This window comes from Psychrobacter sp. PL19 (assembly GCF_017875835.1).
GTDB lineage: Bacteria > Pseudomonadota > Gammaproteobacteria > Pseudomonadales > Moraxellaceae > Psychrobacter.
In genome coordinates this window covers 2218872-2245203 of the sequence record NZ_JAGING010000001.1, presented here as the reverse complement: position 1 = coordinate 2245203, position 26332 = coordinate 2218872, and the positions used below count along the sequence as shown (strand labels likewise).

The window sequence follows — 26332 nt, the reverse complement described above, 5'->3', positions numbered from 1 at the left end:
ATGGTGTCTTACGTTATTAATATTGAAATTTTATTCAACTAAGGTCTGACTGTACTCACCTAAATTCATTGAGCTATTGCTATCATCTGATATTGCCATAACTTATCGTCACTTGTCTGCTGTTGTTTTACATCTTCGCTCCCTTAATATAAGGCTAAAGCTTTGATTAATTAACATTTGTTGTGTGCACATGTTACTTAGTAGTGTCTATAATATTTTAAATACCAGTCATTTGACGACAATTTAGCGCTAACTTAATAATAAATTAAAAGTTTATCATCAAAAAATTATTAATTATTGACCAAGCCTATTTTCCGAGCAGCGAGTACGGTTTGCCATTGTTGCTGCCTTACTGCCGGTGGTGAGGTTGGGATCAGAGACCCTTCTGCTGCAGAAGTATCAGTATTTTTATCATTGAGTAGTTGCACAATCAGGCCGTGCCTAGCATGAGTCGCAATTTGATCCAGTTTGCGCAACGTACCTCGATCAGGCAACGCTTTGTTATTAATTCCGAGTAGTACTTGTACGGGATTTTGATCTAGATAAGTTATTAAACGCATCATATCGTCGCGATCATCGACGATACCAAAGTCTTCTATTTTATGATCACTATTATCTAAATGCTCAACACCTATCTGCCACCATTGCTCTATATCAGAAGGATATTCCAGCAAGGCGACCAACTTCTCGCCTGCACTTACGGTCGCTTTTGGTGCCACAGGTGCGGTGATCTCGGTGAAGTCGTCCGCATCCACCACTTGACGCTGCCAAAAGTTCAAAATCTTTTGATAATAGGGTAGCTTGATATCTAAACGCATTTTTTTACGGCTAAATATTAGTGCACAAAACGACCATGCGATGGCACGCGGTACGATGCCATACATCAGCAGACTACCGACCAATAAACTTGCCCACTGCCTAGCCACTGATAAAGGCAGGGCATCCGACACCAACCGACTTTGTACAATAGCGGCATTATCCGGCACATCAAATCCTACCATATTAGGCAACCAGCCGAGCAGATGGGTAAGTGTAATCAGTGCTTGATCCGATAGTAAAGTCGATTCCCAGCTAAAACTATACTGGCGCACAATCAACAAAAATATAATCGCGCACAACATGCCGGTTAGGGTGGCAAGCCAAAGCTGATGACTGAATTTACCCAGATACCAGCGCATGCCACTATGCTGAAGTTGTCGTTCATATAGGCCCACCGCCGCTTGGGTAATATCGTCTTTACCACGAATAAGGTGGCTTGGGCTAACAAAACTTGCAAACCAGTTTGAGGATTGTTTACCTCGATTAACCAAAGTTAATACTAGCCAGCTAACTAGCATAATCGTATGAAAGCCGAGCAAGCACACCAACACATAAAAAAAGTTGATCACATTGGCCTGTAGCAGGGTAAACAAACCCAAGAACCCTGACACACACCATACGATACTCATGACCGTTATGATGCCTTTGATACGCCCATCAATCTTACCTAGCACCCTTGTCAGTGCGCCATTACTATCAATACCTGATGCGCGGCGATGCAACTTTTGGGTAGGCGTGCCTTTTTCTGTTTGCAGCTTTTCAGTGATTAGTAGTGGATCAGTGGCAAAGACATGCTGCTGAGTCTCAAGGGCTCGTACCAGCTCAGTCAATTGGTCTTGGGGTGATAGCATGGTGGGTTAATGTCCGTATAAAAGCGTTAGGTTGAATGGTAAGTGACTATTTAACGGCTATAATATTGCAGATCTGAAGTAAATAATCATTACAGAATGTCCATATTTTTTGCTAATACCTATGTGTAAATGGATGTAATTTGACAAAGAAAACAAAAACCTGACCATTTGGTCAAAAAATTACTAGCAGTTATTATAAATACGCGCTATGCTAAAAGTGCGAGATAAGCCGACTATCATAACTAAAAAAATAGTAACCGCAAATAACTCACGTGTTAACTCAAGATTTACAATAATAGTAGCACACGGTTTTGATGCTCCTGTATCAGCTGTCCGTGACATTCAGACCATTTACACAGAAAAAGCATCATAAATAGCGGGCTATCTACACTCTCTATAACCTTAAATCCTAATCATCAATCAATGTTGCATCCTATTCCTGATTGGGAACTACGGTTGCTCTTTTTATAGTAACGCCGGAAAAAATTCTTCTTATGTATTAAGCATTAAGCTATTTTCAAACTATTCGTATTTATTTCTACACTACTAATAATGTGTCAGTCAGACATATTAAAAATATAACATGCAGGGAGCACGTTTATTCATGGATATGAAACCCACCTCTCAACCGACATTTGCACGGCCAGAAGATGAAAATCTGGGTGTTGTCGCCAATATTGCTTATGGCTTTCAGCATGTACTCACCATGTATGGTGGCATCATTGCTGTACCACTAATTGTTGGACAAGCGGCTGGATTACTACCAGCTGAAATTGGCTTATTGATTGCCGCCTCTTTATTTATTGGTGGTCTTGCAACATTATTACAGACCCTAGGTGTACCATTCTTTGGTTGTCAGCTGCCACTGGTACAGGGAGTGTCTTTTGCCAGTGTCGCGACTGTTGTGGCGATTGTGACCTCAGGGGGCGGGCTATCTTCGGTATTTGGTGCGGTAATTGCGGCCTCTGCCCTTGGCTTTTTGATTACCCCTATTTTCTCCCAAATTATTAAGTTTTTCCCACCCCTGGTAACTGGTACGGTCATTACCACCATCGGTTTGACCTTAATGCCGGTAGCGGCGCGCTGGGCAATGGGTGGCAATAGTAACTTACCTGAATTTGGTAGCGTGACTAATATTGGTCTGGCAGGCTTTACCTTGTTGATGGTATTACTGCTAAGCAAGTTGGGTAATGCGGCCATCAGTCGCTTATCAATTTTGCTGGCTATGGTCATCGGCACCTCTGCGGCTTGGGCTTTCGGCCTAGTCAATTTCTCTGGTATTACCACCGGTTCTATTTTTGCCTTTCCCACACCCTTCCATTTTGGCGCACCTACCTTTGAGCTGGCCGCCATCATCTCTATGTTTATTGTAGTGTTGGTTATTTTAGTAGAAACCTCAGCAGATATTTTGGCAGTTGGTGATATTATTGATACTAAGGTCGACTCAAAACGTTTAGGTAATGGTCTACGTGCCGATATGGCAGCAAGTATGATTGCCCCAATATTTGGCTCTTTTACTCAAAGTGCTTTTGCACAGAACGTGGGTTTGGTTGCGGTAACGGGTGTTAAAAGCCGTTTCGTAGTAGCCTATGCCGGTATTATTTTAGTAGTCTTAGGCTTGATGCCTATTATGGGACGGGTGATTGCCACCGTTCCGACTGCTGTTTTAGGCGGTGCAGGCATTGTATTATTTGGTACAGTTGCTGCCAGTGGTATACGTACGTTAGCACAAGTCAGCTACTCTAATAATATGAACCTAATCATTGTGGCTACCTCTATCGGTTTTGGTATGTTACCGATTGCCGCGCCATCTTTTTACGATCAATTCCCAGACTGGTTTGCGACTATTTTCCATTCAGGCATCAGCTCTGCTGCGATTATGGCCATCGCCCTAAACTTATTATTCAACCATTTAAAGATAGGTAATTCAGAAAATCAGTCCGTATTTGTGGCAGGAACAGAAGACCGCTCAGTACGTCATGCTGTGCTCTTAGATTTGACTGAAGGTGATTACTTCACTGAAGGTAAGCTATATGATGCTGAAGGCAATGAGATTGCGGTAGTGGCATTAGAAGGTGAAGAGATACCACCAAAAGCTGCGGCTCACCATTAACTTTTGCTTGCCAGTGGTGAAAAATAATTATATGACAATGTGATCGACACTCAGAACAAAAAAGCTGCCTCATTAGGTGGCTTTTTTTATGGGCCAGTTGACTAAACTAAATTGGTAAAGATGTAAAAAAGTAGCCATAATAAATAACCAGCACATTAATGCAACTTAGAATGAATGGTCAGTTGGCTTATTACGCTTAGTATGAGAGTAGTGGTTGATGGAGTTACTAATTGATAATTGGTTTTAAGACAAGGAGTTAGTATGAGCAATAAAACGTATCTTATCATTGGCGGTACCGGCGGTATCGGCCAAGCAATGGTTAAGCAACTGGTAAACAGCACCAGTAATCAGGTCTTTGCCACTTATCATAGAAGTGTCCCTGATTTTGAAGCGGACAATCTACATTGGCTAAAAATGGACGTAAGCGATGAAGACAGCATCAAGCAGGCAGCCGATGTTATTAAACAACAGAGCCCGCATATTGATTGGGTGATTAACTGCGTGGGGCTACTTCATACCGAGCACTCACAGCCAGAAAAAGCGCTCAGACAAGTTGAGACTGACTTTTTCTTATACAACATGCAAGTGAACGCTTTAGCTGGATTACTCATTGCTAAGCATTTAAAACCCTTATTAACTAAAGCTGAGCGCGATGCTGACAAGCCTGCAATATTTGCGACTATCTCAGCACGCGTTGGCAGTATCAGTGACAACCAAATGGGCGGTTGGTATAGCTACCGGATGAGTAAAACGGCGCTAAATATGGGTATGAAAAACCTAAGTATCGAATGGGGACGTTCACTCAAAAATGTCTGTGTAGTGGTCATGCAACCAGGTACAGTAAATACCCAGCTGTCTGCTCCCTTTCAAAGTAATGTCGCGGATGGACACCTGTTCTCGCCAGCCTATAGCGCTGAATGCCTATTAGAAGTACTTGCCAGCATGACCGCTGACCAATCAGGAAGTTTCGTTGATTGGTCAGGTGAGTCGATACCCTGGTAAATGTTGATAACTTGGGTCTATGTCTATACAGCCCAAGCATTCTATAACACTCACCAAACAAACAGCGCTTGATATCCCCATCGTTCAAGTCGGGGATATCAAGCGCTGTTTTGATAGATACTAAAGAGTGGCTCGTGCGCCAGTAGCGTTTATGAATACTAATCAGTTAATGACAAACATATCCATAAACTCATTCACTGGCGTTTGCTCTAATTGCGCTTGATCGTCACATAGCCTGGCAATGGCTTCACAACGACTGTCTATAAACCGAGTGGCAAGACTGGCATGGAACTTGGCTTCTAATATCGGAATACTTTCCTCACGGCGGCGTTTGTGGCCGAGAGGATATTCAACCGCTACCTTGTCCGTGCTGCTACCATCTTTAAAGAATATCTGGATGGCATTAGCAATTGAGCGCTTGCTGGGGTCATGATAATCTATTGAATAATGAGCGTCTTCTTCTACAAACATTTTGCGCCGCAATTCATCGATTGATGAATGCTGAGCATGATAGTCATCCTCGTAGTTTTCTGCCATAAGATCACCGGTAAGCAACGGCACAGCAACCATATACTGTAAACAATGGTCACGATCAGCCGGATTGGCTAGCGGGCCTTCTTTTGAGATGATTCGAATTGCTGATTCATGAGTGGTCAGTACAATTTTATCGATATCATCAATTCTACCTTCGATTTGTGGATGCAAAATTACGGCGGCCTCGCAGGCGGTCTGTGCATGAAACTCAGCTGGGAAACTTATCTTAAATAAGACATTTTCCATCACATAACTGCCAAAGTCTCGTTGAAAGGTAAAGTGTCGATCGCTTGCAGACTTAGGGGCTAGGTCCTTATTGGTATGGCTAAATAGTACATCATAAAATCCCCACTGCGGTGCGGTCAAGGCACTAGGTATTCCCATCTCGCCCCGTCTAGTAAAGTCTACCAAGCGCACCGCTCGACTAGTGGCATCACCTGCCGCCCATGATTTTCGGCTACCGGCATTGGGACTATGACGATAGGTGCGTAGTGCTTGGCCATCGACAATAGCTTGCGATAAAGCCGCCATAATGCGTTCGCGTGGCAAGTTATATAATTTGGCCACCACTGCAGTTGAGGCCAGCTTGACTAAGAATACATGATCGAGACCAACACGGTTAAAGGAGTTATCTAATGCCAATATTCCTTGAATCTCGTGGGCCATGATCATGGCCTCAAGTACCGTTCTCATAGTTAGTGGCGCACGTCCTTGGCTGACGTTTTGCTGACTGATATAGTCTGCAACCGCCAAAATACCGCCTAAATTATCTGACGGATGTCCCCACTCAGCAGCCAACCAAGTGTCATTGTAATCGAGCCAACGCACCATGCAACCAATATCAAAAGCGGCCTTAATAGGATCAAGTCGATGGGAGGTGCCGGGGACACGCGCACCATTAGGGGTGATTTGATCGGCACAACTTGGTCCTAAATGTTTGGTGCATTCAGGGAATCGCAGCGCAAGTAGGCCGCAACCAAGGGTATCCATCAGACAATGACGCGCAGTATTCCATGCCACCTCTCTGTTTGGAGAGTCCTCATCTATAGAGTAATTTAGGACATAGTCAGCGATTTTTTGAATTTCGTCGTCATATTCTGGACGGACGTTACTTTCTACAGTAGTCCTTTGGGCGTTTGTCATAGTCATGTCCTTTGTCTTAAGTGAGGTATCCTACCTACTGCTTTATGATTGTTAATTTACAGCTACCACTTTACCGTCATTCTTGGCAATCATTACTACCTAATAAGGTAACACACTCGCTATAAAACAACAGTAGGAGAGTGTACAACTAGGCTCAGTTTGTTGACGGTTAGCCAGCAGTATGGTGAGCGTTTGAGTTGCTAGGCATTTTGTTCAGCCTTATAAGCTTATAGACTGTCTAAACTCATATGAATGTGCTCGATGCCTTGTTCTTCAAAGGCTACCCCATCACAGATAAAACCCAACGATTGATAAAATTCGATTAGATAGGTTTGGGCCGAAATATGAATCGGTTGCTTGGGCAATTGAAGGTGACAATAGTCAATTGCCCTAATCATAAGCTCACGTGCCAGCCCATAACCGCGATAATCCGCTAATACCAATACTCTACCGATACGTGGATGGCTTGTGTTTGAATGCTGCTGTATATCGTGGTTATCAAAGTTTATTGGCATCAGTATTCGGCAGTAAGCCAATAGCTGTGGGGCAATACTTTCGCTCTCAGCATCACCTTGATAAGCGGATAAGTGCAGCGCCTCAAAATCTAAACCATCAGCATCAATATAAGAACAGTCCTGATCTTTGACAAAGACCTGTTCACGCGCTTGAATGATGTTATAGATCTGATAAGCACTCAGCTCAGCAAAGGAGGTTAATTGCCATACGACTGACAATAATGATGGTGGTGATAGTAATAAAGGTTTCGTGTTTGGAGTGGTAGTACTTGGCATAGCTTTGGGTTCTCACTAATTAGACGACTAAAGCATTAAATAAACCAAACCTGCGATGAACGAAAGAGCGAGCACTAAAAGCAGAAAAGTTAAGATGCTGGTCACAGGGGAACCCGGCTTTTCTACCTTGACTTTTTTGAGTAGGTGTAGCGTCATATTAACGTGTTCAAGACCATCTTCAAGGTAAAACTCACCATTGGGAACGAACCCTAGAGATTCATAGAAGTTGATTAAATAGGTCTGTGCTGAGATGGCAATCGGTTTCTTAGCGTATTTTTTACGGCAATACTTGATGGCATGGATCATGATTGCGCGTGCCAAGCCATCACCTCGATATTCTGGCAATACTAACACTCTGCCAATTGCAGACATTGATCCTAGAGCACTCACTGAGCTATGAGCAACCATGGTATTAAATTCAGGCGCAATAATCCGGCAATAGCCTATAAGCGCCTCATCCTTATGAGCGATGAAGTGCAGACAATCAAGATCAAGGCTATCAATATCTTGATAAGCACAATTTTGCTCGACCACAAATACCTGCGAGCGAGATTTTAAAATATGATAAAGGTCGACTGACGTCAGCTCATCAAAAGTTTTTATAGAAAATTCATAGGTCATAGTTAAATAGCTTCTGACGACTTAGTGGATAGTGGATAATAGATATAGATAGAATATACATAGCTAGATATATAACTGAATACATAGCTCGGCATGATAATATGATAAGCAGCCATTATAACGACTTAAGTGCTTGCTAACCGTTTAAGGTTTGAGTGATTTTATCTAAGTTCAAACTATCAGACATGGCATTAAATATCTCGAAATACTTGCCATGTTGTGCGTATAACTCTTCGTGCGTTCCAGTCTCGACCACTTGGCCGTTTTCTATTACTACCAAGTCATCGGCATCAATAATTTGGGCAATATTGTGCGAGACCATAATCACCGTGCGGTTTTTTTTAATCAAATCGAGGCTTCTTTTAATCTGTTGACTGGCAATCGCATCCAGGCTAGCCGTCGGTTCATCCAAAAACACAATCGGTGGATCTTTTAAGAACATTCTTGCCAAGGCAATACGCTGCTGTTGACCACCAGATAATGAATTGGCCTCGCTCTCATAGCCGTCAGGCAACTTAATGACTTGCTCATGAATTGAGGCTTTGGTTGCGGCAGTGAAGATTTCATCATCGCTAGCATGCATGTCACCATAGCGGATGTTCTCAGCGATCGTACCTGAAAATATATGATTTTTTTGTAGTACCAAACCAACCTGCTGACGTAATTCATGGGTGTCGTATTCTGCCAGATCGCGTCCATCTAGATATATCTTGCCAGCGTTTGGCTCATAAAATTTAACCAACAGGCTAATAATAGTGCTCTTACCAGCGCCACTTAAGCCCACAAGCGCTGTGATACGATTGGGTTTGATGCTAAAGCTAACATCTTGCAAAGCTTGAGTACCGTTAGGATACGTAAAGTCGACATTTTTGAGTTCGATGTGACCTTTTAAGCCTTTGCTACTCGCCCCTGCTATATTTTCAACTTGTTGGTCGTCTTCTAAAATCTCAAAAAAGCCTTCAGCATAGGTCAAAGCATTATTAATTTGATCATAAATACGGTGTAATTGGCGAATAGGCGCCGCGACGTTCTGAAAAAGTATCACATGAAATAAAATCATACCGATGGTCATTTCGCCCTTTAATACAAAGTAGGCGGTCAGTAGGATAATAACCACGATACCAATTTGCTCAATAAAGGTTTTTACCGCGTCATAAATGAAACCAATACTGCGAATCCTAAGCTGGTTTTCAGTCATGTCTTTTTGAATGTTTAAGTGCTTATCCGCTTCAATCACCTCGCGAACGAAAGATTTAACCACACTGATAGAGTTAATAAGTGAGATTACCAAGCCACTTTTGGCTTCCCTAAAGCCGCGCATCTGCCGCCGAAAGCCTTGTAAGCGCCGCGCTTGTCTTTGACTGATAAAGAAATATATCGGTATGATAATAAGACCAACTAGACCAATCCAAAAGTTGGTCGAAAACATAATAATCAGCGATACAAAGGCACTGGCAAACAAAGGTAACATATCAATAAAGAAGTTTTGCACTAAGCTTGTGAGACTACTGACACCGTAATCGATACGGGTTTGTAACTTGCCACTGTCATTTTCGCTACTGGTATAAAACGCCATGCGGTAGGTAAGGATGCGCTCGATAATGCGCTGTGATAAATCGCGTGATAGGTTAATACGAATTTTTTCACCAAAGTAGCGCTGTCCAAAAGAGATGAATATTGATAACACTTCTTTAGTTAGCAAGACAACACTGATGATGCCTAGCATTCGCAAACCTGCCTCCCAAGGGTCGGGTAGGGTCGCAATCTCAGTCAGGGTATCCACGGTATAACGCAATACAAAAGCATTGACTTGGGCGGTAAAGGAGCCAAGCACTGTCAAAATCAGCGTGAAGATAATTAAAGTTTTGTAAGGCGCGGCAAATACCGCCAGCTTTTTGAGAATATCCCACAGCAAGGCCCTCCGCTCAGTTTTTTTGACTGGTGGCTTTTTGTCTAGATGTATACGTCGGGGTTGGCTAGAGTTTGGCATAAACGTAATATAAAAAATTAGATGGTTATGTTAAAACAAATCTAACGATTTTGAAGCGTTAAACTTGTTAAATTTTTTGGCTGGTGTGTTCGATTTAGAGTTTAAAATCTTCTATTAATCATATTTAATACGGTCTTTAGTAAGAATGCCTGTTTTAGATATTCCTACTGAATTTTTGGCTAATAAAAAAGACCTTATTGCAACTTAGTCCCAGCTTAGAAGCAGTCCGCTGGTACAAAAACTTGTCCAACCATGATACGACGCGCAGAACGACTCATAGAGACTTTCTTAGCTTGCCAGCGCCCATTAACTTGTTCTGTTTTTCCGCCAACCAATAACGTTCCTGACGGATGACCAAAGCGCACTTCAGACAGCTGTTTTTCGGATTGGCCAGCACCTGCTGCTTGATTGACTAGGGTGCCTTGGGTCGTTGCTGCTGCTGCAATCGCTACTGCTGCTGTGCCCATCATAGCGTGATGCAACTGTCCCATACTCATCGCCCGAACTACTAAATCAATCTCATCCGCAGAGACCTCACTGCCACTAGAGGCCGTATAGCTGCTAGCTTGAGCTACCCATGCTAATTTTGGGGTATGCTGACGAGTTTGCGCCTCACTGATATCAGAAAATAAGCCCATCGCCACCCCGCCATGGGCGCGAATAGTTTCAAGCTTGGTCAGTAAGTCAGTATCGCTATTAACATCACTTTGCAGCTCTGTACCGGTTAAGCCTAAATCTTCGGCCTTTAAGAAAATAGTGGGAATACCGGCGCTAATGAAAGTCGCTTCAAAACTGCCAATATTAGGCACGGTAAATTCATCGACTAAGTTACCAGTAGGAAACATAGCACTGTCACCATCTACGGGATCAATAAACTCAACTTTGACTTCAGCAGCAGGGAAGGTCACGCCATCCAACACAAAATCACCGGTTTCTTGTACTTGAACCTTTTGATTGTCGTCTGTATAGACAGGAACGTGAGCAATAATAGTCTTACCAATGTTCTCTTGCCAGATACGTACTGCACAAATACCATTTTCAGGAATACGGTCAGCAGCTACTAAACCCATATTAATGGCACAAGCGCCCACCGCTGCCGTTAGATTACCGCAGTTACCACTCCAGTCAATCATGGGCTTGGCAATATTGACCTGACCAAACAGATAATTGACATCATAGTCATTGCTATCTGCTGGAGATAGAATGACGGTTTTTGAAGTGCTAGAACTGCCATTACCCAAGCCGTCGATTTGCTTGCCATAAGGATCAGGGCTGCCGATAACACGTAATAAGAAATTATCACGCGACTCGCCAGCGACTTGGCAACGCTCAGGTAAGTCAGAGAGTTTAAAGAAGGTGCCTTTTGACGTGCCTCCACGCATATAGGTGGCAGAGACAGATATTTGCGGGGCGAAATTGGTGTTTGGGTTATTATTTGATTGGGTCATTAGAAGAAGTCCTTTTTATGGGTTTATTAACCTGTTTTCTTGATGATATTCGTAAATAATTAATATCTGTGGTAAAATACCACAAAATCATAAGCCGTTGAGTTTGCTTGTTTTTTTAAACTTAACCTAGCTCATTTAGGAGAGCATCATGGCAACAGCAAGCATTCGACTTGACCGAGCATTGGTCGATAAAGCATCGGCAATCGCAAAGGCACATCACCGAACACCCCCTAAACAAATCGAACATTGGGCAACTATCGGCCAAATTATGGAAGACAATCCTGATCTATCTTATGAGTTCGTACGCCAATTATTAATAGCTCAAGCAGAGGTTGATGCTGATATGGTCGAGCCTTACGAGTTTGGATAGACTATTTTGGATAAATCATGAGCCAACCTTTGCGTATTGTTCAATCTAGCAGCTTCAAAAAAGCAGTCAAAAAACTGCATAAAAATCAAAAAGTAGACCTTGATGATGCCGTGCGCGCCATCGCTGGCAATCCTAGTTTAGGAATTCAAAAAACTGGTGACCTATCCACTGTACAGGTCTATAAATTTAAGATGATGAAGCAGTTGACACTACTAGCATATCAAATTGACAACGGCCAGCTGGTGTTAACTCTATTGCTAATAGGTACACATGAAAACTTTTATCGTGATCTAAAATTATCTTTATGATTCTTATTTATTCATGATTAATGTCAATATCAGATGGCGCATGCACAACAGTCTCGCCAGCCTTAGCTTGGTCGACAGATTTAGCAAGATGAGTGACATTAGCAGGCGACTTTAATAAGTAAAGCGTTTCCATTAAGACATTAGTTTGTTTGCAACTAAAGTTAAAAAAGAGCCGACGCCATATAAAATATATACAACGCCAGCTCTTCTATTGTTTACATTACTAGCAAACTAAACGCTTAAGCAATATCTAAAGTACCATCGATAAACTCTTTGGCGAAGCGTTGGAGCATACCGCCAGCGTTGTACATTTTGACTTCATCAGCAGTATCTAAGCGGCAAATGATTGGTACTTCAGTTTTGCTACCATCAGTGCGGTTAATGACTAAAGTCATAAGCCCGCCAGCAGATACTTCGCCAGTGACATCAAACACTTCTGAGCCATCAATATTTAAGGTATGACGATTTACGCCTTTCTCAAACTGTAGCGGTAGGGCGCCCATACCCACTAAGTTTTGACGATGAATACGCTCAAAGTCCTCAGCAACTACTGTTTCCACACCAGCTAAACGTACACCTTTGGCAGCCCAGTCGCGGCTTGAGCCTTGACCATAGCCATCACCTGCAATGATAATTAAAGGCTGTTCGCGGTTCATGTAGGTTTCAATCGCTTCCCACATACGCATAACCTGACCTTCAGGCTCAACACGAGCAAGTGAGCCCTGAATCACCTCACCACTTCTGCTGTCATTGCCATCGCGTACCATTTCATTGAGCAATTTAGGGTTGGCAAAAGTTGCACGTTGAGCGGTTAAGTGATCACCGCGATGAGTCGCATACGAGTTGTAATCCTCGGCAGGTAAACCCATGGTGTCAAGATATTCACCAGCCGCTGAATCACCCAAGATAGCGTTCGATGGTGACATATGATCGGTTGTGATGTTATCACCAAGTACCGCTAATGGACGCATACCTGTTAGCGCATTTTTCTTGGCCATTTTGCCTTCCCAATAGGGCGGACGGCGGATATAAGTAGTCTGATCACGCCAGTTGTATAATGGGCTTAGCGCTTTACCAGTGTCTTTTTTGGCTTCATCAAACATTGGGATATAAACAGCATTGAACTGTTCAGGCTTCACCGCTTCTGCCACGATAGCATCAACTTCGTCATCGTCGAACCAGATATCTTTTAGGTAAACCTCATTGCCCTCTTGGTCTTGGCCTAATGAATCTTTTTCGATATCAAAGCGAATGTTACCCGCGATAGCATAAGCGATAACCAGGGGTGGTGACGCTAAGAATGCTTGCTTGGCATAAGGATGGATACGACCATCAAAGTTACGGTTACCGGATAGCACTGCGGTGGTGAATAAATCATTATCAATGATTTCTTTTTCGATATCAGGATCAAGTGCGCCACTCATACCATTACAAGTAGTACAAGCAAAGCCAACCACATCAAATCCTATCTGCTGCATCTCAGACATCAGACCTGCTTCTTCTAGGTACATTTTTACAGTTTTAGAACCAGGGGCTAATGATGTTTTTACCCAAGATTTGCGTAATAAGCCTTTGGCATTGGCGTTACGGGCGACTAGGCCAGCCGCAACCATATTGCGTGGGTTAGACGTATTGGTACAACTGGTAATCGCAGCAATGATAACCGCACCATCTGGCATCATGCCTTCTTTGGGTTCTGGTAACTTGTCATCAGCGCCGTGGGCAATGCCTTTGGCAACTAAATCAGTGGTTGAAACCCGTGCATGGGGACGCGAAGGACCCGCCAAATTGCGGACTACTGCTGATAAGTCAAACTCAAGCACGCGCGCGTATTCGGCGTCTTCCATGCCATCAGCCCATAGACCCGTTTGCTTGGCATACTGTTCGACTAATTTTATTTGCGGTTCACTACGACCCGTAAGGCGTAGATAGTCGATGGTTTGCTCATCGATATAGAACATCGCTGCGGTGGCGCCATATTCAGGAGTCATATTAGAGATAGAAGCACGATCACCAACCGTCAGCTGGCGTGCACCATCACCGAAGAATTCGATATAGGTAGAAACCACGCCTTCGTTGCGTAAGAACTCAGCCATGGCCAAGACTAAATCAGTACCGGTAACACCTTTTTCCAATTTACCGCTGAGCTTAACCCCAACGAAATCTGGCAGGCGCATATATGAGGGGTTGCCTAGCATCACACTTTCAGCTTCTAGACCACCAACACCGATAGAGATGACACCCAAGGCATCAACCATGGGAGTATGACTGTCAGTACCCACTAACGTGTCAGCAAAAGCAACCTTGTAGCCGTCTTTACCTTGTGCCACTTGTACGACCGGCGACATTTTCTCAAGATTAATTTGATGCATGATGCCGTTACCAGGCGGTACGACGTTGACGTTATCAAAGGCATATTCGCACCAATTGATAAAGTGAAAGCGGTCATCGTTACGGCGCTCTTCAATCGCCCGATTTTTCTCGAAGGCATTTTCTTCAAAGCCGGCATGTTCAACTGCCAACGAATGATCAACAATCAATTGGGTGGGAACGATAGGGTTAACTTGAGAGGGATCACCACCTCGCTCAGCAATAGCATCACGCAGTCCAGCCAAGTCAACAAAGGCGGTCTGACCTAAAATATCATGACAAACCACACGAGCAGGATACCAAGGAAAATCAAGATCTTGCTTGCCCTGAATATGCTGGGTCAATGCTGCGGTCAAGTCTTTTGGCGTACAACGACGAACCAAGTTTTCGCACAGTACTTTTGATGAGTATGGTAGTTTGTCATATGCGCCCACTTCGATATTCTCGACGGCTTCGCGGGTATCGAAGTAATACAGGTCAGTACCGGGTAGTGGCTTTTTAAATTGCTCATTCATGGGCTGAATTAGGTTGTCCATAGGTTACCTTTGGCGGTTAGCTGGTTAAACTGAGGGTTAAGTTGAATCAGAAAGGCGGATTTTTTTAGCAAAATCATTGTTATGCCGTTGTTGTTCTAAATGTTGCTGTCATTAACGTGATAGTCATTAGTCACGCTGGCAGGCTTTGCTAAAAAAACGTTGTTAAATAAATTCAGACTTACCGAAAACAGGCATAGTAATACAATTTAACTGCTAAGCCACAATCAAAAGATAGACGACTTAACAGCTAAACGTATACTAATACTAACTATTTATCATAACGGGTTACGATAAATAGTATATGAAGACTAAATTAACGCTCACTCATATCTGGTACAGAACGTAATTCTTCACCGATATATTCTGCACTTGGGCGAATGATACGGTTATTGGCACGTTGCTCAAATACATGAGAAGCCCAACCTGTTAGACGCGAGATAACAAAGATTGGCGTGAACAGCTTGGTGGGTATACCCATGAAATGATACGTTGACGCATGGAAGAAATCGGCATTACAGAACAGTTTCTTCTCGCGCCACATGACTTCTTCACAGCGTACGGATACTGGGTAAAGTACATCATCACCAACATCTGCCGCTAGTTTTTCAGCCCAACCTTTGATAACCACGTTACGGGGATCAGAATCAGTGTAGATAGCATGGCCAAAGCCCATGATTTTATCTTTACGCGCCAGCATGGCCATCATTTCTTTTTCAGCGTCATCAGGTGAGCTGAAGCCTTCAATCATATCCATAGCCGCCTCATTAGCGCCGCCATGTAAAGGACCACGTAGTGAGCCAATCGCGCCGGTAATACAAGAATGGATATCAGATAGGGTAGAGGCACAAACACGTGCAGTAAAGGTTGAGGCGTTGAATTCGTGCTCAGCGTATAAAATAAGGGATACGTTCATCACCTTGGTATGTAGCTCATTTGGCTTCTCACCTTTAAGCAGATGTAAGAAATGTCCGCCCATGGTGTCATCGTCAGTTTCAGTTTCGATACGCACATCATCATGGGTAAAGCGATACCAGTAGTTAATGATTGATGGGAAAACCGCCAGCATACGATCTGCTTGGTCGTTTTGTTCGTCGAAACTCATTTCAGTCTCAAGGTTACCCAGCATAGAACAACCCGTACGCAATACATCCATCGGATGTGCGTCAGCAGGAATACGTTCAAGCACATCTTTTAGCGGCTGTGATAGTCCACGTAAACCTTTAAGCTTGGTTTGATAAGCATCAAGCTCACTTTGAGTAGGCAGATTGCCATAGAGTAAAAGATAAGCGACTTCTTCAAAGATGCACTTGTCTGCTAGTTCTGACACATCATAACCACGGTAAGTTAGGCCTGAGCCTGATTTGCCAACGGTAGATAAAGCGGTCTTGCCAGCGACTTGACCGCGTAGGCCTGCGCCTGAGAGTTCTTTTTGTACTGCTGCCATGATAAATTCCTTTTGGTGGTAGCGTGTTGTTAAGTGATTGTTTTAAGCCATGATGCTAAGTAATAGCGGTAACTGTAAAAGATACGGTTTACTTGTTACCAGCGAACAGCTTGTCTAGAGTCTGCTCGAACTCATGATAGTTCAAAAAGTCATATAGCTCCATACGAGTCTGCATGGTATCGACGACCTTGTCTTGCGTGCCGTCAGATAAGATATGTTGGTAAACATTGAGCGCGGCTTTATTCATCGCACGGAATGCAGATAGCGGGTACAGCACCATGTTCACACCAACGCCATATAGCTGATCAGTGGTGTAAAGATCAGTCTGGCCAAATTCAGTCATGTTGGCCAGTACAGGAATATCTAGCACATCGGTAAACTTACGGTACATCTCAATATCGGTTAATGCTTCAGCAAAAATCATATCAGCACCGGCTTCTTGAAAGGCAACTGCGCGCTCAACAGCAGCGTCAAGACCTTCGACAGATAAGGCATCAGTACGTGCCATAACCACAAAATCACTATCAGTTTTGGCATCAAGGGCTGCTTTTAAACGATCAACCATCTCTGAAATACTAACGATTTCTTTATTAGGGCGATGACCACAGCGTTTTTGTGCCACTTGGTCTTCAATATGTACTGCTGCAACGCCCGCTTTTTCCATTTTTCTAACGGTTTGGGCGATATTAAACGCGCCACCAAAACCGGTATCAATATCAACCAATAGTGGGGTATCAACGGCATCAGTAATCCGGCGAGCATCTTCTAAGACATTATCAAGACTGGTCATACCTAAATCAGGTAAGCCAAATGATGCATTGGCCACGCCAGCACCAGAAAGATATAAGGCTTGATGACCCACTTGAGTCGCCATCATGGCAGTATAAGCGTTAATAGCACCGGCAATTTGTAGGGGTTGGTTGTTAGTGTTTTTTTGGGTAAGTGCACTGCGAAAACGAGAGCCAGCTGATTGCGATGTCATGCGGAAATCCTTTTATAGAGGGTTTGTCTTATCATTATTAATTCTTTGTTGACTCTGATTATACCTAATTACCCGGCACTTCAAAGTAGTACTTCATTCCAAATAGTTAATATAATTAATAATTTATTTTAATTTAAATACATCAATTCATTAAATAAATAGTAATATCCATTATTGTATAGCTAAGCCGATTCATTATTCATATACGTAAAATAAGCTATTATATTATGCTATCATTTTTACATTTAGTTACAATTAGAGGTAAGAAAATAAAGTTAATACGTATTTCATGACCTTAAATTAATCTATGGCCATAACGAATTTGCGGTTAATTGAGTCTACTTGCATACTGAACTGGCATCCTGGAATAAGAGCCATAGGTTATTTTTATTGTGTTTGATAGCATTCTGTTGAATACCTACAACAAAGATAGCAACTATATAACCTGCTTCAGATCTAAGTATTATCAATAAAAAGAAATATCAGTAATAAAAAAGCCTCAATAACCGAGCTATTGAGGCCTTAAACTATACAGGTGTTGGTAATGCTTTTAAAAACTAGCTACTTAAACAATAGGGGTTAGCTGAGAAATACTTAACCAAAAGGGCTTAGCCAAACAACCCGGCAAGGTTGGCTAGGAATAATAGCGCAAAGCTTGCTAAAAATATTAAACCGGCAATTGACAATGCATTCATACCTGCTGAAAGTTTTTGATGACTTTTTACTAATGAGTAGTTTAACCAACCAAAGATAGGGGCCGAAAGAAATGCCGATATCATAGCAAACTTGAGCATAGTGCCTAACTGTCCAGTAAAGAAAGTGATGATTATCAGCCCGCCACCAATGGCATAAGTGGTCCAAAAAGCGATCTGCTTTTTATTGATTTCGTCTTGACCTTTTAACAAGCGCCAACATTCGGCATTGGCACGCCCATAACCATCAGCACAAGTGATGGTAGTGCCAAACATACACATAAAGGCCACGAAGGCGACCAGCAACCTTGACCACTCACCAATGGTATTGGTATACATGCTAATGAGCTGATCGATATAAGCACCGCCAGCAATCTGAATCTCTTGACCTGAACCATACTGCACAAAAACACCCAGTGCTAAGAAAAATAACGCCAAAATAGCAGAGATTGAATAACCAAGGTTAAAATCTAGTAGACCTTGACGTTTGGTAGTATTGTCAGATTTTCTTTTTGCTGAGGTCCACATCGAGGTAATAGCAGCAAACTCAAGCGGTGCCGGCATCCAGCCCATTAGTGCCACAATAAAACCTAAAGTAGCTAAGTTCCAGGGGGAGGCTGCCACAAAGTCAACCGCCATAACCGTAGGCTTACCAGCCGCAATAATGACTGCCGCAACGGTCGCGGTAGTAAGCGCAATCATAATCCATTTGGTTACCCCGTCGAGCAGCTTATAATGACCAGCTATTAAAAACACCCAACATACCGCAGTCACTATTAACGCTAGAGTAATGGTGGACAGTCCGACAGAAGCCGGTAGCATAAAGCCTAAGATTACCGCAGCAATTAACGATACCGCGCCAGTACTAATCACCGCTGACAGCATAGATAGGATGAAATATACCCAAAGATAGGCTTTAGAGCGCTTGGCATAACCGGCAATTAAACTCTCGCCAGTATCATAAACGTAATCGGTAGCGAAACGAAAGAAAGGATATTTAAAAAGGTTGGCTAAAATAATCATAATGGCTAACTGCCAGCCATAAAGTGCGCCTGCCTGAGTCGATGAAATCAGATGTGAGCCACCAATAGCCGCCGTTGCCATTAAGATGCCAGGGCCAAAAATTCGCCAACTGAAGCCTTCTTGTGCTGCTGCGCTATCTGGATTGTTAGCGCTATTATTAGGGTTGTTAAGTCGTTGTGTGGTCATGAATACCTCAAAATAGTTAAAGCGGCATGTTGTCACTTACCTGTGAGCGCTCGCCAGTAATCAGTACAGCAAAATTATGAACTAATGGCTACGGAGCTATTAATTGCGGCCTGACTTTAGCACACCGATGCCACTCGAGATAATGATTATTTGCATTATTATTAGCGTTTTTTAATGTCATCATTAATCGTTATTTTAGGGTTTAAAGTATCTGTTAGCGGTACTTGATAAGCTTATGTTGACTTAATAGTGCATGTTTATATTGGTTAAACAAATTGCTGCTGACGGTAGGTAATGCCACGCTTTTCATATACCTGGTAGATGGCATTGAGAAGATCAGGAACTTTAGGATGCACAAAGTCCTTTAGGGTATGTAAATAAATAGGGGAAGTGACGTTCTCGTGAACCAGCCGCTGATAGCTAATCTGATCTGTCCGAACGGTTTGTAGGCTGGCAGGTACTAAGGTAATGCCTTCGCCTGCGGCCACCAAGCCCAGGGCAACTTGTAAATCACTGACTTTAGAAGTCATAAGAGGCGCGATACCGTATTGAGCAAATAGATACAGTAAAGGCTCTGTGACTGAGTTTGCTAAATTGGTATTTGTTACGTTTGACTTATTATTTAGCTTAAATTTACTTTCGCTAATAGTACTATCCATCTGAGCTGTCTGTATTTGTTCTGCAGAAATAGTCGTGCTGTGCGCTGGCAAGTGCGTTTGATGATATAAGATCAAGCGATTATTTGCCAAGTCAATCAAACGTTGTTCCCCAACATGGGCAAGGGGATGGGCTTTAGGAAGTGCGACTACATAGCGCTCGTGGCGCAACAGTATTTGTTGTATCCAGGGATCTTGATGAGCAAAACGACCGAAACCGACATCAATTTCACCCGTTTTAAGCGCATCAACCTGTTGGTAGGAGCTGATATCTTTGAGGTTGACCTCGAGATCTGTGTTCTGATTGGCGTTATGCAGTTTTAAGGTTGCAATGATTTCTGGCAGTAAGCCATATAGCACGGATGGTACAAAGCCAATATTTAGTACGGTGCTGGGTGTGGATAGCCTCTGCGTCATACTAGTAATAGTTTCAAGCTCTGTTAGTACCGCGCTGATCTTGTCGTAGAAGAAAACCCCCGCTGCTGTTAGATGTAGTGGTCTGTGATAGCGATCGACCAGTACCACGCCCATATCAGTCTCAAGCTGTTTAAGCAAACGGCTCAAGGTAGGTTGTGATAAACCCGTTGTGGTTGCCGCAGCACTAAAGCTTCTTAAGTCAGCGATGGCAATAAAGGCATTAAGTTGCTTTAAATCCATGTATTACTACCTATAGTTAAAATACCTTAAAAACGCGACGGTACTGCTGGTACAAGCTTTTTGCAGCCTCTGTCTGCGTAGGCACAGCAAGCAAGAAAAATGTATGCCAGCAGTAGGTCATGTATCGATATTATTTTTTATTGACTATAATTAGTACTGTTTTTTGCTGTTTATCGCATAATTACAGCTGTTGATACTGTTTATGCTTGAAGGTAAGCGACCAGCCAATTATATTATCTAAGTACAGTGCCGTTACACTTTAGCAAAAAATCAGTATCATAACGTAATTTTAACGGTCATTTGTTATTTATAATATAAATCGACTTGGTACTATACTTATGAACGACTCAGATAATAACACTGATGATAGGATCGGCTTATCTACAGCCACTCATACCAAACCTAGTGGTAATGCTCGTACCAGTGATGTCTGTGAGCGCTTCATCGATCGTGTTGATGACATTGATAATGACCGTAATCTTGATATTGATAACTTGAAAAGCTTGGATGAATTTAAAAAGTCATCCTCATACGAGCTTCTGAATGAAGAAGAGCTGCTACTGTTTACCAACCATGAACAAGAGGAACAAGAGCTCGATCCTAAAATACCGGAAACTATCAGCCTTGATATCACTTCTTCTGATAATGATAAAGCCATAGCAACAATGCTTCATACTTTAGTTGATGATAACGAGATCAAAAATTTACTAGTTGACGACCAACCTAAGTATGACAATAGCCACCTATTAACCAATGAGCCAATAGCTGACTCAAGTAATAAAGAGACAGGGACACTATTTGGTAAGCAAATTAGTAGTAGCAAGCTATTAATAGTGGGTATGGTCTCTGGGCTAATATTAAGCGCTGTTATTATATTGCTTCTCAATACCATAGGCATTTTATCTGTTGCCGAAGACCGTTTGGCTTATGATAACTCTAATACTATGCCAATTAGCGCACCAGCCGCTAATACCGAGCAATCGACTGGTATAGAGGAAAATAAGGTAGCAGCTTCGACTTCAGACACTCAAGTAATATCAGAGCCAGTACTCAATAAAAATTCATCAGTGAATACTGCTAGTGTGGACAATTATGTGAGCATTGATGATGCTGACAAATCTGACCTCACACCAAAACCAGTGTTAGCCGCATTAAACAAAGAAGAATCAAATATTACTTATGAGGATTTTAGGGAAGAGGCGCAGGACACTTTATACCGTGATGATAAAAATTAGAGTGAGCTTTGGCTAAAGCATGATCCACAACTACATGTTTGCATCGTACTTTAGTTCTAAAAAATCATAATGGCTGGGGCAAAAGTGGCTTTGTAAGTAATAAGTAAAAGGGAGTGCAATATTTATCACTGACTTATCGCTTAAATCCAGATTTTCACATAAATTTTAAGGAAACCACTAAGTCCAGATTAGGTATAGCGGTGTAATGGAGTGGTTCCGTTGAGGTATACTCAAAAGAACCTACCATAAATAAAGCAAAAGATATCGTTGGGCCAGTGGCTGACAAGGCGGCTGACTTGACGGATGCGGCTGTTAAGAAAATCAAAGAGGCTCGTAAAGAAGACTAAACTATCAAGTCGCGTATAAAGTTTTGCAATTAGAGGTGGCTGGACAGAATCCACCCACCGATAGCGATTAGCATTAGCCCACCAAATATTTCAGTCTTATGACCGAGTAGTGAACCCAATACTTTCCCCAGCATGACGCCTAAAGTGACCATTATTGTAGTAGCCAGACCAATAAGACCCGCTGCCAGTAAAATACTGACCTCTATAAACGCTAGACTAACACCTATAGCCATTGCATCAATGCTGGTGCCGAATGCGGTTACAGCAAGTTTAAAGGAAGAGTGCCTTGACGGTACTTCTGCCTTTGCGCTACTTGGCTTCAAACCTTCATAAATCATATGCAGACCGAGAACGACGAGTATAGTGAACGCTATCCAATGATCCCATGCTTCGACAAAAGAAGCGTCTACCAAAGAAGCTGTTGAATGGCCGATGAACCAACCAATAATGGGCGTGATAGCTTCAATAGTACCAAAAATAAGGCCTATTCTTAAAGCTTCGGTGAAACGAGGATTTTTGAGGCTTGCGCCTTTACTAATTGCCACAGAGAAGGCATCAGTAGACATAGAGAGAGCAAGTAACAGAAGGGCTACAGGGTTCATTGTTATCTTCTCAGGTCGAGTATAGAGTCCACGACATACTCACACCCCCGACCTGCAGTGTGAATATATCGATGGTCTCGCCAACCGAGAGGTGTTCGTACCATGGCATATGGCCAAGCGTGTTGACACGAACTCTTTCGTAGAACGAAAGCAGGCTACTCCCCAAAGAATGCTCAGGTTAACACGCATATGTTACAAGTCAATAAGAAAGTATCTTGTTAGACTACATATTTTTTTATGTAATATTGTAGTGGTCAACTAATTTAGGACACCTGATAAGAGGTTTTGATTAAAGTAACGTTTCTCTTTTTCTAGCGGTGACAAATAATCGTTAAAACGGTGAGGTCTCACGGTTTGATAGTAGCCCCAAATATAATCAATAATGGCACTTTTAGCCTCAGCGATATTCTCATAACCGCCCTTTGGCATCCATTCTGTTTTAAAGCTCCTGAAGAACCTTTCAGTTGGGGCATTGTCCCAACAGTTACCTTTTCGACTCATGCTTTGCGTCATGCCATTACAACTCGCCACGGATTCAGCGAATTTCTTACTGGTATAATGGGTTCCCTGATCGGAATGAAACAGCATACCACTGGGTTTAAGTCTGCTGTGGTATGCCATTTGCAGGGCTTTAGCGGTCAGCACACTGTCAGGGGATTCTGATACGGCAAATCCCACCACACGCCGAGCATACAAATCTAAAACCACCGCTAAATAGCACCAGCCACCTTTGATGCGAACATAAGTTACATCGCCCGTCCAGACTTGATTGGGCGCTGATGGGCTAAAGTTACGGTTCAATAAGTTCCCATGGGTTTTGTGCGCCTCGTCAGCATGCTTGTATTTATGCGTCTTTAACTGACAGCTTTTAAGCCCCATGCTGCTCATAAGTTTACCTACCATATAACGTGACAGCTTGATGTTATGCTCATTCATTAGTATGGCTGCAATGCTGCGAGCTCCTGCTGAGTACTTTGAGTCGTTGAATATTTGGCGTATTAAGGCTTTGGTTTTGACAGTGTCAAGACTGATGGCCTGTGGCTTTAGTCTATAGTAGTAACTGCTCTTAATCACACCAAATAGCCTGCAAAGTTGGCTTTTACTCATCTGTTCGTCTTGCTCTGCAAGCTGGCTGATCAGCGATAGCCGTTCAGACTGTCCAACGCCAGCAGAGCAGAAGCCTTTTTTAATATATCGCGTTCCATCCTCAAACGCTTATTCTCTTTACGCAGCTCTTGAAGCTCGCGTTGCTCGTCAGTTAACGCATTACCAGCTTTAGGTGCTTGACCATTTATTTCTTGATGGTATTGACTCAGCCATTTCTGCAAGGTGGATTTGCCAATACCAAGTGAGCTGGCCACATCAGGTATTTTACGTTTGTGATCAGTGACTAAGCTGATGGCTTCTAACTTAAACTCTCGGGTATATTGATTGCGTTTGTTGGTCATACTATTTTCCTTCTTTGGGTTAGTATAGCCTCTTAAACACTGTCCAAGTTTATTATGCCACTACATATAGAGGTAGCCTAAAATCAATTAAATATGAAGGATGAATAGAGACTGAATGTGAATAATACATAAGCAGGCAATGACATAACTCGCTTAATGTTAGTAGATGGGTAGGAAGAAGTGTGGCCTGCTGTAAGCAATAATAGCGATGAGCTCGCTATGGTCACTGTTGACAACGATTTTATGGCTCGCATCATACCCTAATCAATGATCACAGATTACAGTTCGACTACTCACTTGACCGCCAAATACAATTAATGGGCACAAAAAAAGCCTTATTTAGGCTTTAATTTCAAAAGTAGTTTCCGTTAGAAGGTATTAGATAAAATACTGCTATTAGTTGGCATCAGGTTAAGGATAATTATGACGGCAGCTGTCAGTCCAACAATCAAAACACAGGCTGCTATTGCTCGTAGTATAGATCTATCAATTTTTATAGATTACTCCTCAAGTCGTCTGTCATTAATTAACATCGTGTCACCTAATGGCTGAAATTTCAAATCAGCTTGAACAATCCCTTACAAGTATACTACTAAGTACATTTAGCAAAGCTAGCTATTTGAGATATGACTGCTAGCTATTTGAGATATGACTGCTAGCTATTTGAGATATGACTGCTAGCTATTTGAGATATGACTGTAAGTATTGCTGTTATTACATTTTTCGATCTGATCATGCCATCCATACAGGTATCACACTAAACAATTCCAGTAAAAGATAGACACATCATCATAACCTAGGTAAATTATCGTATTTCGATAATTAAGAGAATCTGCCGAGGAGAGTCAGTCGTGGCATATCATAATAGTCATAATATTGAAAGTAGGTCAGCATGGGCTGTTTTTCTTATTTTCCTTAGATTGGGTCTAACCTCATTTGGTGGTCCCGTCGCTCATTTGGGCTATTTTCGTGATGAATTTGTGATACGACGACAATGGCTAACTGAGAACAGCTATGCCGACTTAGTCGCACTTTGCCAGTTTTTACCAGGACCAGCAAGCAGTCAAGTCGGCATCGCCATAGGGCTATCTCGAGCGGGATATACTGGCGCTCTCGCTGCTTGGACTGGGTTTACCTTGCCCTCTGCCATAGCGCTTATTTTATTTGCTATGGGTATTACCAGTTATGGGGATATTATTCCACCTGGCGTACTACAGGGTTTAAAAGTAGCAGCGGTGGCGGTGGTTGCACAAGCGGTATGGGGTATGGGTCGAAATCTCTGCACCGATGTTGCGCGAGTCTCTATCATGGCGCTGGCCGCTTGTTTTGTGCTGTTAGTACCCTCTGCATTAGGCCAAGTGATCGTCATTGCTATTGCTGCCATTATTGGACTGGTATTATTTAAACCTGAAAAGGTGATTGCTCATGACCCGCTTCCTATTACTATCAGACGTCGGACTGGGGTTTTTTGGTTGTTCTTATTTTTCTCATTGCTAATTGGCTTGCCACTGCTGACTGCATTGTACCCAAGTCACACCCTCTCTATGGTAGATACCTTCTTTCGTGCAGGATCATTAGTGTTTGGTGGTGGGCATGTGGTGTTACCCTTGTTACAAGCTGAGGTTATTCCGGCTGGTTGGCTCAGTAATGATACTTTCTTGGCAGGTTACGGGGCCACGCAAGCAGTTCCAGGGCCTTTATTCACCTTCTCTGCATTTCTTGGGAGTTCGATGAACCAAGCGCCCAGTAGCTGGTTGGGAGGTATGATTTGCTTAATAGCCATCTTTGCGCCATCCTTTTTGTTGGTTATGGGTGCCCTACCATTTTGGGAAGGTCTACGCCAAAATTTGCGGACACGAGCCGCCCTGTCTGGTGTTAATGCTGCAGTCGTCGGTTTGCTACTGGCAGCGCTTTATCAGCCTGTATGGACAAGCGCCATTGTTGAAGCAAAAGATTTTGGTCTGGCATTAATTGCTCTAGTTGCCTTGATGTTCTGGAAATTACCTGCTTGGCTGGTGGTTATGAATTGCGGAGCCGCTGGATGGCTACTAACATTATGAGGTGACAATCGTTAGAAAAACTACAGCAAAGACATAGCATGGCACAAGGCTTATGATGATGAGCGTCAAGTCAGCTGCAACTGTTATAGAAAACTAAATACAAG

At 42.7% G+C, this 26332-nt stretch carries 20 protein-coding genes and 1 riboswitch; of the genes, 6 read left to right on the top strand and 14 right to left on the bottom strand.

The window, feature by feature from the left end; translation table 11 throughout:
* Positions 1 to 290: 290 nt before the first annotated feature.
* Positions 291 to 1670: a DUF2868 domain-containing protein gene (locus H4W00_RS09085; protein WP_209957449.1), complete on the bottom strand. Its 1380-nt coding sequence runs from the start codon at positions 1668 to 1670 to the stop codon at positions 291 to 293.
* Between the two features lie 604 nt (positions 1671 to 2274).
* Here H4W00_RS09085 and H4W00_RS09080 point away from each other — a divergent pair.
* Positions 2275 to 3783, top strand: coding sequence for a nucleobase:cation symporter-2 family protein (locus H4W00_RS09080; RefSeq protein ID WP_209957447.1), 1509 nt, complete (start codon positions 2275 to 2277; stop codon positions 3781 to 3783).
* Between the two features lie 261 nt (positions 3784 to 4044).
* A complete protein-coding gene (locus H4W00_RS09075; protein WP_209957445.1) occupies positions 4045 to 4785 on the top strand; it encodes an SDR family oxidoreductase in 741 nt (246 codons plus the stop codon).
* Between the two features lie 162 nt (positions 4786 to 4947).
* Here the strand turns inward: H4W00_RS09075 and H4W00_RS09070 are convergent, their stop codons facing one another.
* The 5 genes from H4W00_RS09070 to prpF all read right to left on the bottom strand — a co-directional run bounded on the left by H4W00_RS09070 (position 4948) and on the right by prpF (position 11312).
* Positions 4948 to 6462: a bifunctional 2-methylcitrate dehydratase/aconitate hydratase gene (locus tag H4W00_RS09070; protein WP_209957443.1), complete on the bottom strand. Its 1515-nt coding sequence runs from the start codon at positions 6460 to 6462 to the stop codon at positions 4948 to 4950.
* A gap of 227 nt (positions 6463 to 6689) precedes the next feature.
* Positions 6690 to 7253, bottom strand: coding sequence for a GNAT family N-acetyltransferase (locus H4W00_RS09065; RefSeq protein ID WP_209957441.1), 564 nt, complete (start codon positions 7251 to 7253; stop codon positions 6690 to 6692).
* Between the two features lie 27 nt (positions 7254 to 7280).
* Entirely contained in the window at positions 7281 to 7874 is a 594-nt protein-coding gene (locus H4W00_RS09060) for a GNAT family N-acetyltransferase (RefSeq protein WP_209957438.1), read from the bottom strand.
* 136 nt (positions 7875 to 8010) lie between these two features.
* Positions 8011 to 9864, bottom strand: a complete 1854-nt coding sequence (locus H4W00_RS09055) for an ABC transporter ATP-binding protein (protein ID WP_209957435.1) — start codon at positions 9862 to 9864, stop codon at positions 8011 to 8013.
* 215 nt (positions 9865 to 10079) lie between these two features.
* Complete coding sequence (gene prpF / locus H4W00_RS09050) at positions 10080 to 11312, bottom strand: 2-methylaconitate cis-trans isomerase PrpF (protein ID WP_209957434.1); 1233 nt, start codon at positions 11310 to 11312, stop codon at positions 10080 to 10082.
* A 148-nt stretch (positions 11313 to 11460) separates the two neighbouring features.
* Here prpF and H4W00_RS09045 point away from each other — a divergent pair, with 148 nt between their 5' ends.
* Entirely contained in the window at positions 11461 to 11682 is a 222-nt protein-coding gene (locus H4W00_RS09045; RefSeq protein ID WP_209957431.1) for a TA system antitoxin ParD family protein, read from the top strand.
* A 17-nt stretch (positions 11683 to 11699) separates the two neighbouring features.
* Positions 11700 to 11990 (top strand): type II toxin-antitoxin system RelE/ParE family toxin, encoded by a 291-nt coding sequence (locus H4W00_RS09040; protein ID WP_209957429.1) that lies wholly within the window; start codon positions 11700 to 11702, stop codon positions 11988 to 11990.
* 239 nt (positions 11991 to 12229) lie between these two features.
* On the opposite strand, the gene acnD is transcribed toward H4W00_RS09040, so the two are convergent.
* From acnD to H4W00_RS09015, 5 genes are all read right to left on the bottom strand, one after another.
* The gene (gene acnD, locus H4W00_RS09035) at positions 12230 to 14875 is read right to left on the bottom strand and encodes a Fe/S-dependent 2-methylisocitrate dehydratase AcnD (protein WP_209959117.1); all 2646 of its coding nucleotides are present in this window, start codon (positions 14873 to 14875) and stop codon (positions 12230 to 12232) included.
* A gap of 334 nt (positions 14876 to 15209) precedes the next feature.
* Positions 15210 to 16340: a bifunctional 2-methylcitrate synthase/citrate synthase gene (gene prpC, locus H4W00_RS09030; RefSeq protein WP_209957427.1), complete on the bottom strand. Its 1131-nt coding sequence runs from the start codon at positions 16338 to 16340 to the stop codon at positions 15210 to 15212.
* Positions 16341 to 16428: 88 nt separating this feature from the next.
* Positions 16429 to 17322 (bottom strand): methylisocitrate lyase, encoded by an 894-nt coding sequence (gene prpB, locus H4W00_RS09025; RefSeq protein ID WP_209957425.1) that lies wholly within the window; start codon positions 17320 to 17322, stop codon positions 16429 to 16431.
* Between the two features lie 608 nt (positions 17323 to 17930).
* A complete protein-coding gene (locus tag H4W00_RS09020) occupies positions 17931 to 19223 on the bottom strand; it encodes an NRAMP family divalent metal transporter (protein WP_209957423.1) in 1293 nt (430 codons plus the stop codon).
* A 266-nt stretch (positions 19224 to 19489) separates the two neighbouring features.
* Entirely contained in the window at positions 19490 to 20536 is a 1047-nt protein-coding gene (locus H4W00_RS09015) for a LysR family transcriptional regulator (protein ID WP_209957420.1), read from the bottom strand.
* 338 nt (positions 20537 to 20874) lie between these two features.
* Between H4W00_RS09015 and H4W00_RS09010 the strand changes: the two genes are divergently transcribed.
* Positions 20875 to 21771 (top strand): hypothetical protein, encoded by an 897-nt coding sequence (locus H4W00_RS09010; protein ID WP_209957418.1) that lies wholly within the window; start codon positions 20875 to 20877, stop codon positions 21769 to 21771.
* Positions 21772 to 22147: 376 nt separating this feature from the next.
* On the opposite strand, the gene H4W00_RS09005 is transcribed toward H4W00_RS09010, so the two are convergent.
* From H4W00_RS09005 to H4W00_RS08995, 3 genes are all read right to left on the bottom strand, one after another.
* Positions 22148 to 22720, bottom strand: coding sequence for a manganese efflux pump MntP (locus H4W00_RS09005; RefSeq protein ID WP_209957415.1), 573 nt, complete (start codon positions 22718 to 22720; stop codon positions 22148 to 22150).
* Positions 22721 to 22724: 4 nt separating this feature from the next.
* A riboswitch (yybP-ykoY riboswitch) is annotated at positions 22725 to 22898 on the bottom strand.
* A gap of 80 nt (positions 22899 to 22978) precedes the next feature.
* Positions 22979 to 23827, bottom strand: a complete 849-nt coding sequence (locus H4W00_RS09000) for an IS3 family transposase (protein ID WP_334684932.1) — start codon at positions 23825 to 23827, stop codon at positions 22979 to 22981.
* 29 nt (positions 23828 to 23856) lie between these two features.
* Positions 23857 to 24168 carry a transposase gene (locus H4W00_RS08995; RefSeq protein WP_209957413.1) on the bottom strand — a complete coding sequence of 104 codons (312 nt, stop codon included), beginning with the start codon at positions 24166 to 24168 and terminating at the stop codon, positions 23857 to 23859.
* 851 nt (positions 24169 to 25019) lie between these two features.
* Between H4W00_RS08995 and chrA the strand changes: the two genes are divergently transcribed.
* Complete coding sequence (gene chrA / locus H4W00_RS08990; protein WP_209957411.1) at positions 25020 to 26228, top strand: chromate efflux transporter; 1209 nt, start codon at positions 25020 to 25022, stop codon at positions 26226 to 26228.
* The last annotated feature ends 104 nt before the right edge of the window (positions 26229 to 26332 follow it).

What these genes read in the sequence shown, in the direction of transcription:
- H4W00_RS09085 (WP_209957449.1), bottom strand. Translation starts at nt 1,670, where the DNA reads ATGCTATCACCCCAAGACCAATTGACTGAGCTGGTACGAGCCCTTGAG.
- H4W00_RS09080 (WP_209957447.1), top strand. Translation starts at nt 2,275, where the DNA reads ATGGATATGAAACCCACCTCTCAACCGACATTTGCACGGCCAGAAGAT.
- H4W00_RS09075 (WP_209957445.1), top strand. Translation starts at nt 4,045, where the DNA reads ATGAGCAATAAAACGTATCTTATCATTGGCGGTACCGGCGGTATCGGC.
- H4W00_RS09070 (WP_209957443.1), bottom strand. Translation starts at nt 6,462, where the DNA reads ATGACAAACGCCCAAAGGACTACTGTAGAAAGTAACGTCCGTCCAGAA.
- H4W00_RS09065 (WP_209957441.1), bottom strand. Translation starts at nt 7,253, where the DNA reads ATGCCAAGTACTACCACTCCAAACACGAAACCTTTATTACTATCACCA.
- H4W00_RS09060 (WP_209957438.1), bottom strand. Translation starts at nt 7,874, where the DNA reads ATGACCTATGAATTTTCTATAAAAACTTTTGATGAGCTGACGTCAGTC.
- H4W00_RS09055 (WP_209957435.1), bottom strand. Translation starts at nt 9,864, where the DNA reads ATGCCAAACTCTAGCCAACCCCGACGTATACATCTAGACAAAAAGCCA.
- prpF (WP_209957434.1), bottom strand. Translation starts at nt 11,312, where the DNA reads ATGACCCAATCAAATAATAACCCAAACACCAATTTCGCCCCGCAAATA.
- H4W00_RS09045 (WP_209957431.1), top strand. Translation starts at nt 11,461, where the DNA reads ATGGCAACAGCAAGCATTCGACTTGACCGAGCATTGGTCGATAAAGCA.
- H4W00_RS09040 (WP_209957429.1), top strand. Translation starts at nt 11,700, where the DNA reads ATGAGCCAACCTTTGCGTATTGTTCAATCTAGCAGCTTCAAAAAAGCA.
- acnD (WP_209959117.1), bottom strand. Translation starts at nt 14,875, where the DNA reads ATGAATGAGCAATTTAAAAAGCCACTACCCGGTACTGACCTGTATTAC.
- prpC (WP_209957427.1), bottom strand. Translation starts at nt 16,340, where the DNA reads ATGGCAGCAGTACAAAAAGAACTCTCAGGCGCAGGCCTACGCGGTCAA.
- prpB (WP_209957425.1), bottom strand. Translation starts at nt 17,322, where the DNA reads ATGACATCGCAATCAGCTGGCTCTCGTTTTCGCAGTGCACTTACCCAA.
- H4W00_RS09020 (WP_209957423.1), bottom strand. Translation starts at nt 19,223, where the DNA reads ATGACCACACAACGACTTAACAACCCTAATAATAGCGCTAACAATCCA.
- H4W00_RS09015 (WP_209957420.1), bottom strand. Translation starts at nt 20,536, where the DNA reads ATGGATTTAAAGCAACTTAATGCCTTTATTGCCATCGCTGACTTAAGA.
- H4W00_RS09010 (WP_209957418.1), top strand. Translation starts at nt 20,875, where the DNA reads ATGAACGACTCAGATAATAACACTGATGATAGGATCGGCTTATCTACA.
- H4W00_RS09005 (WP_209957415.1), bottom strand. Translation starts at nt 22,720, where the DNA reads ATGAACCCTGTAGCCCTTCTGTTACTTGCTCTCTCTATGTCTACTGAT.
- H4W00_RS09000 (WP_334684932.1), bottom strand. Translation starts at nt 23,827, where the DNA reads ATGAGTAAAAGCCAACTTTGCAGGCTATTTGGTGTGATTAAGAGCAGT.
- H4W00_RS08995 (WP_209957413.1), bottom strand. Translation starts at nt 24,168, where the DNA reads ATGACCAACAAACGCAATCAATATACCCGAGAGTTTAAGTTAGAAGCC.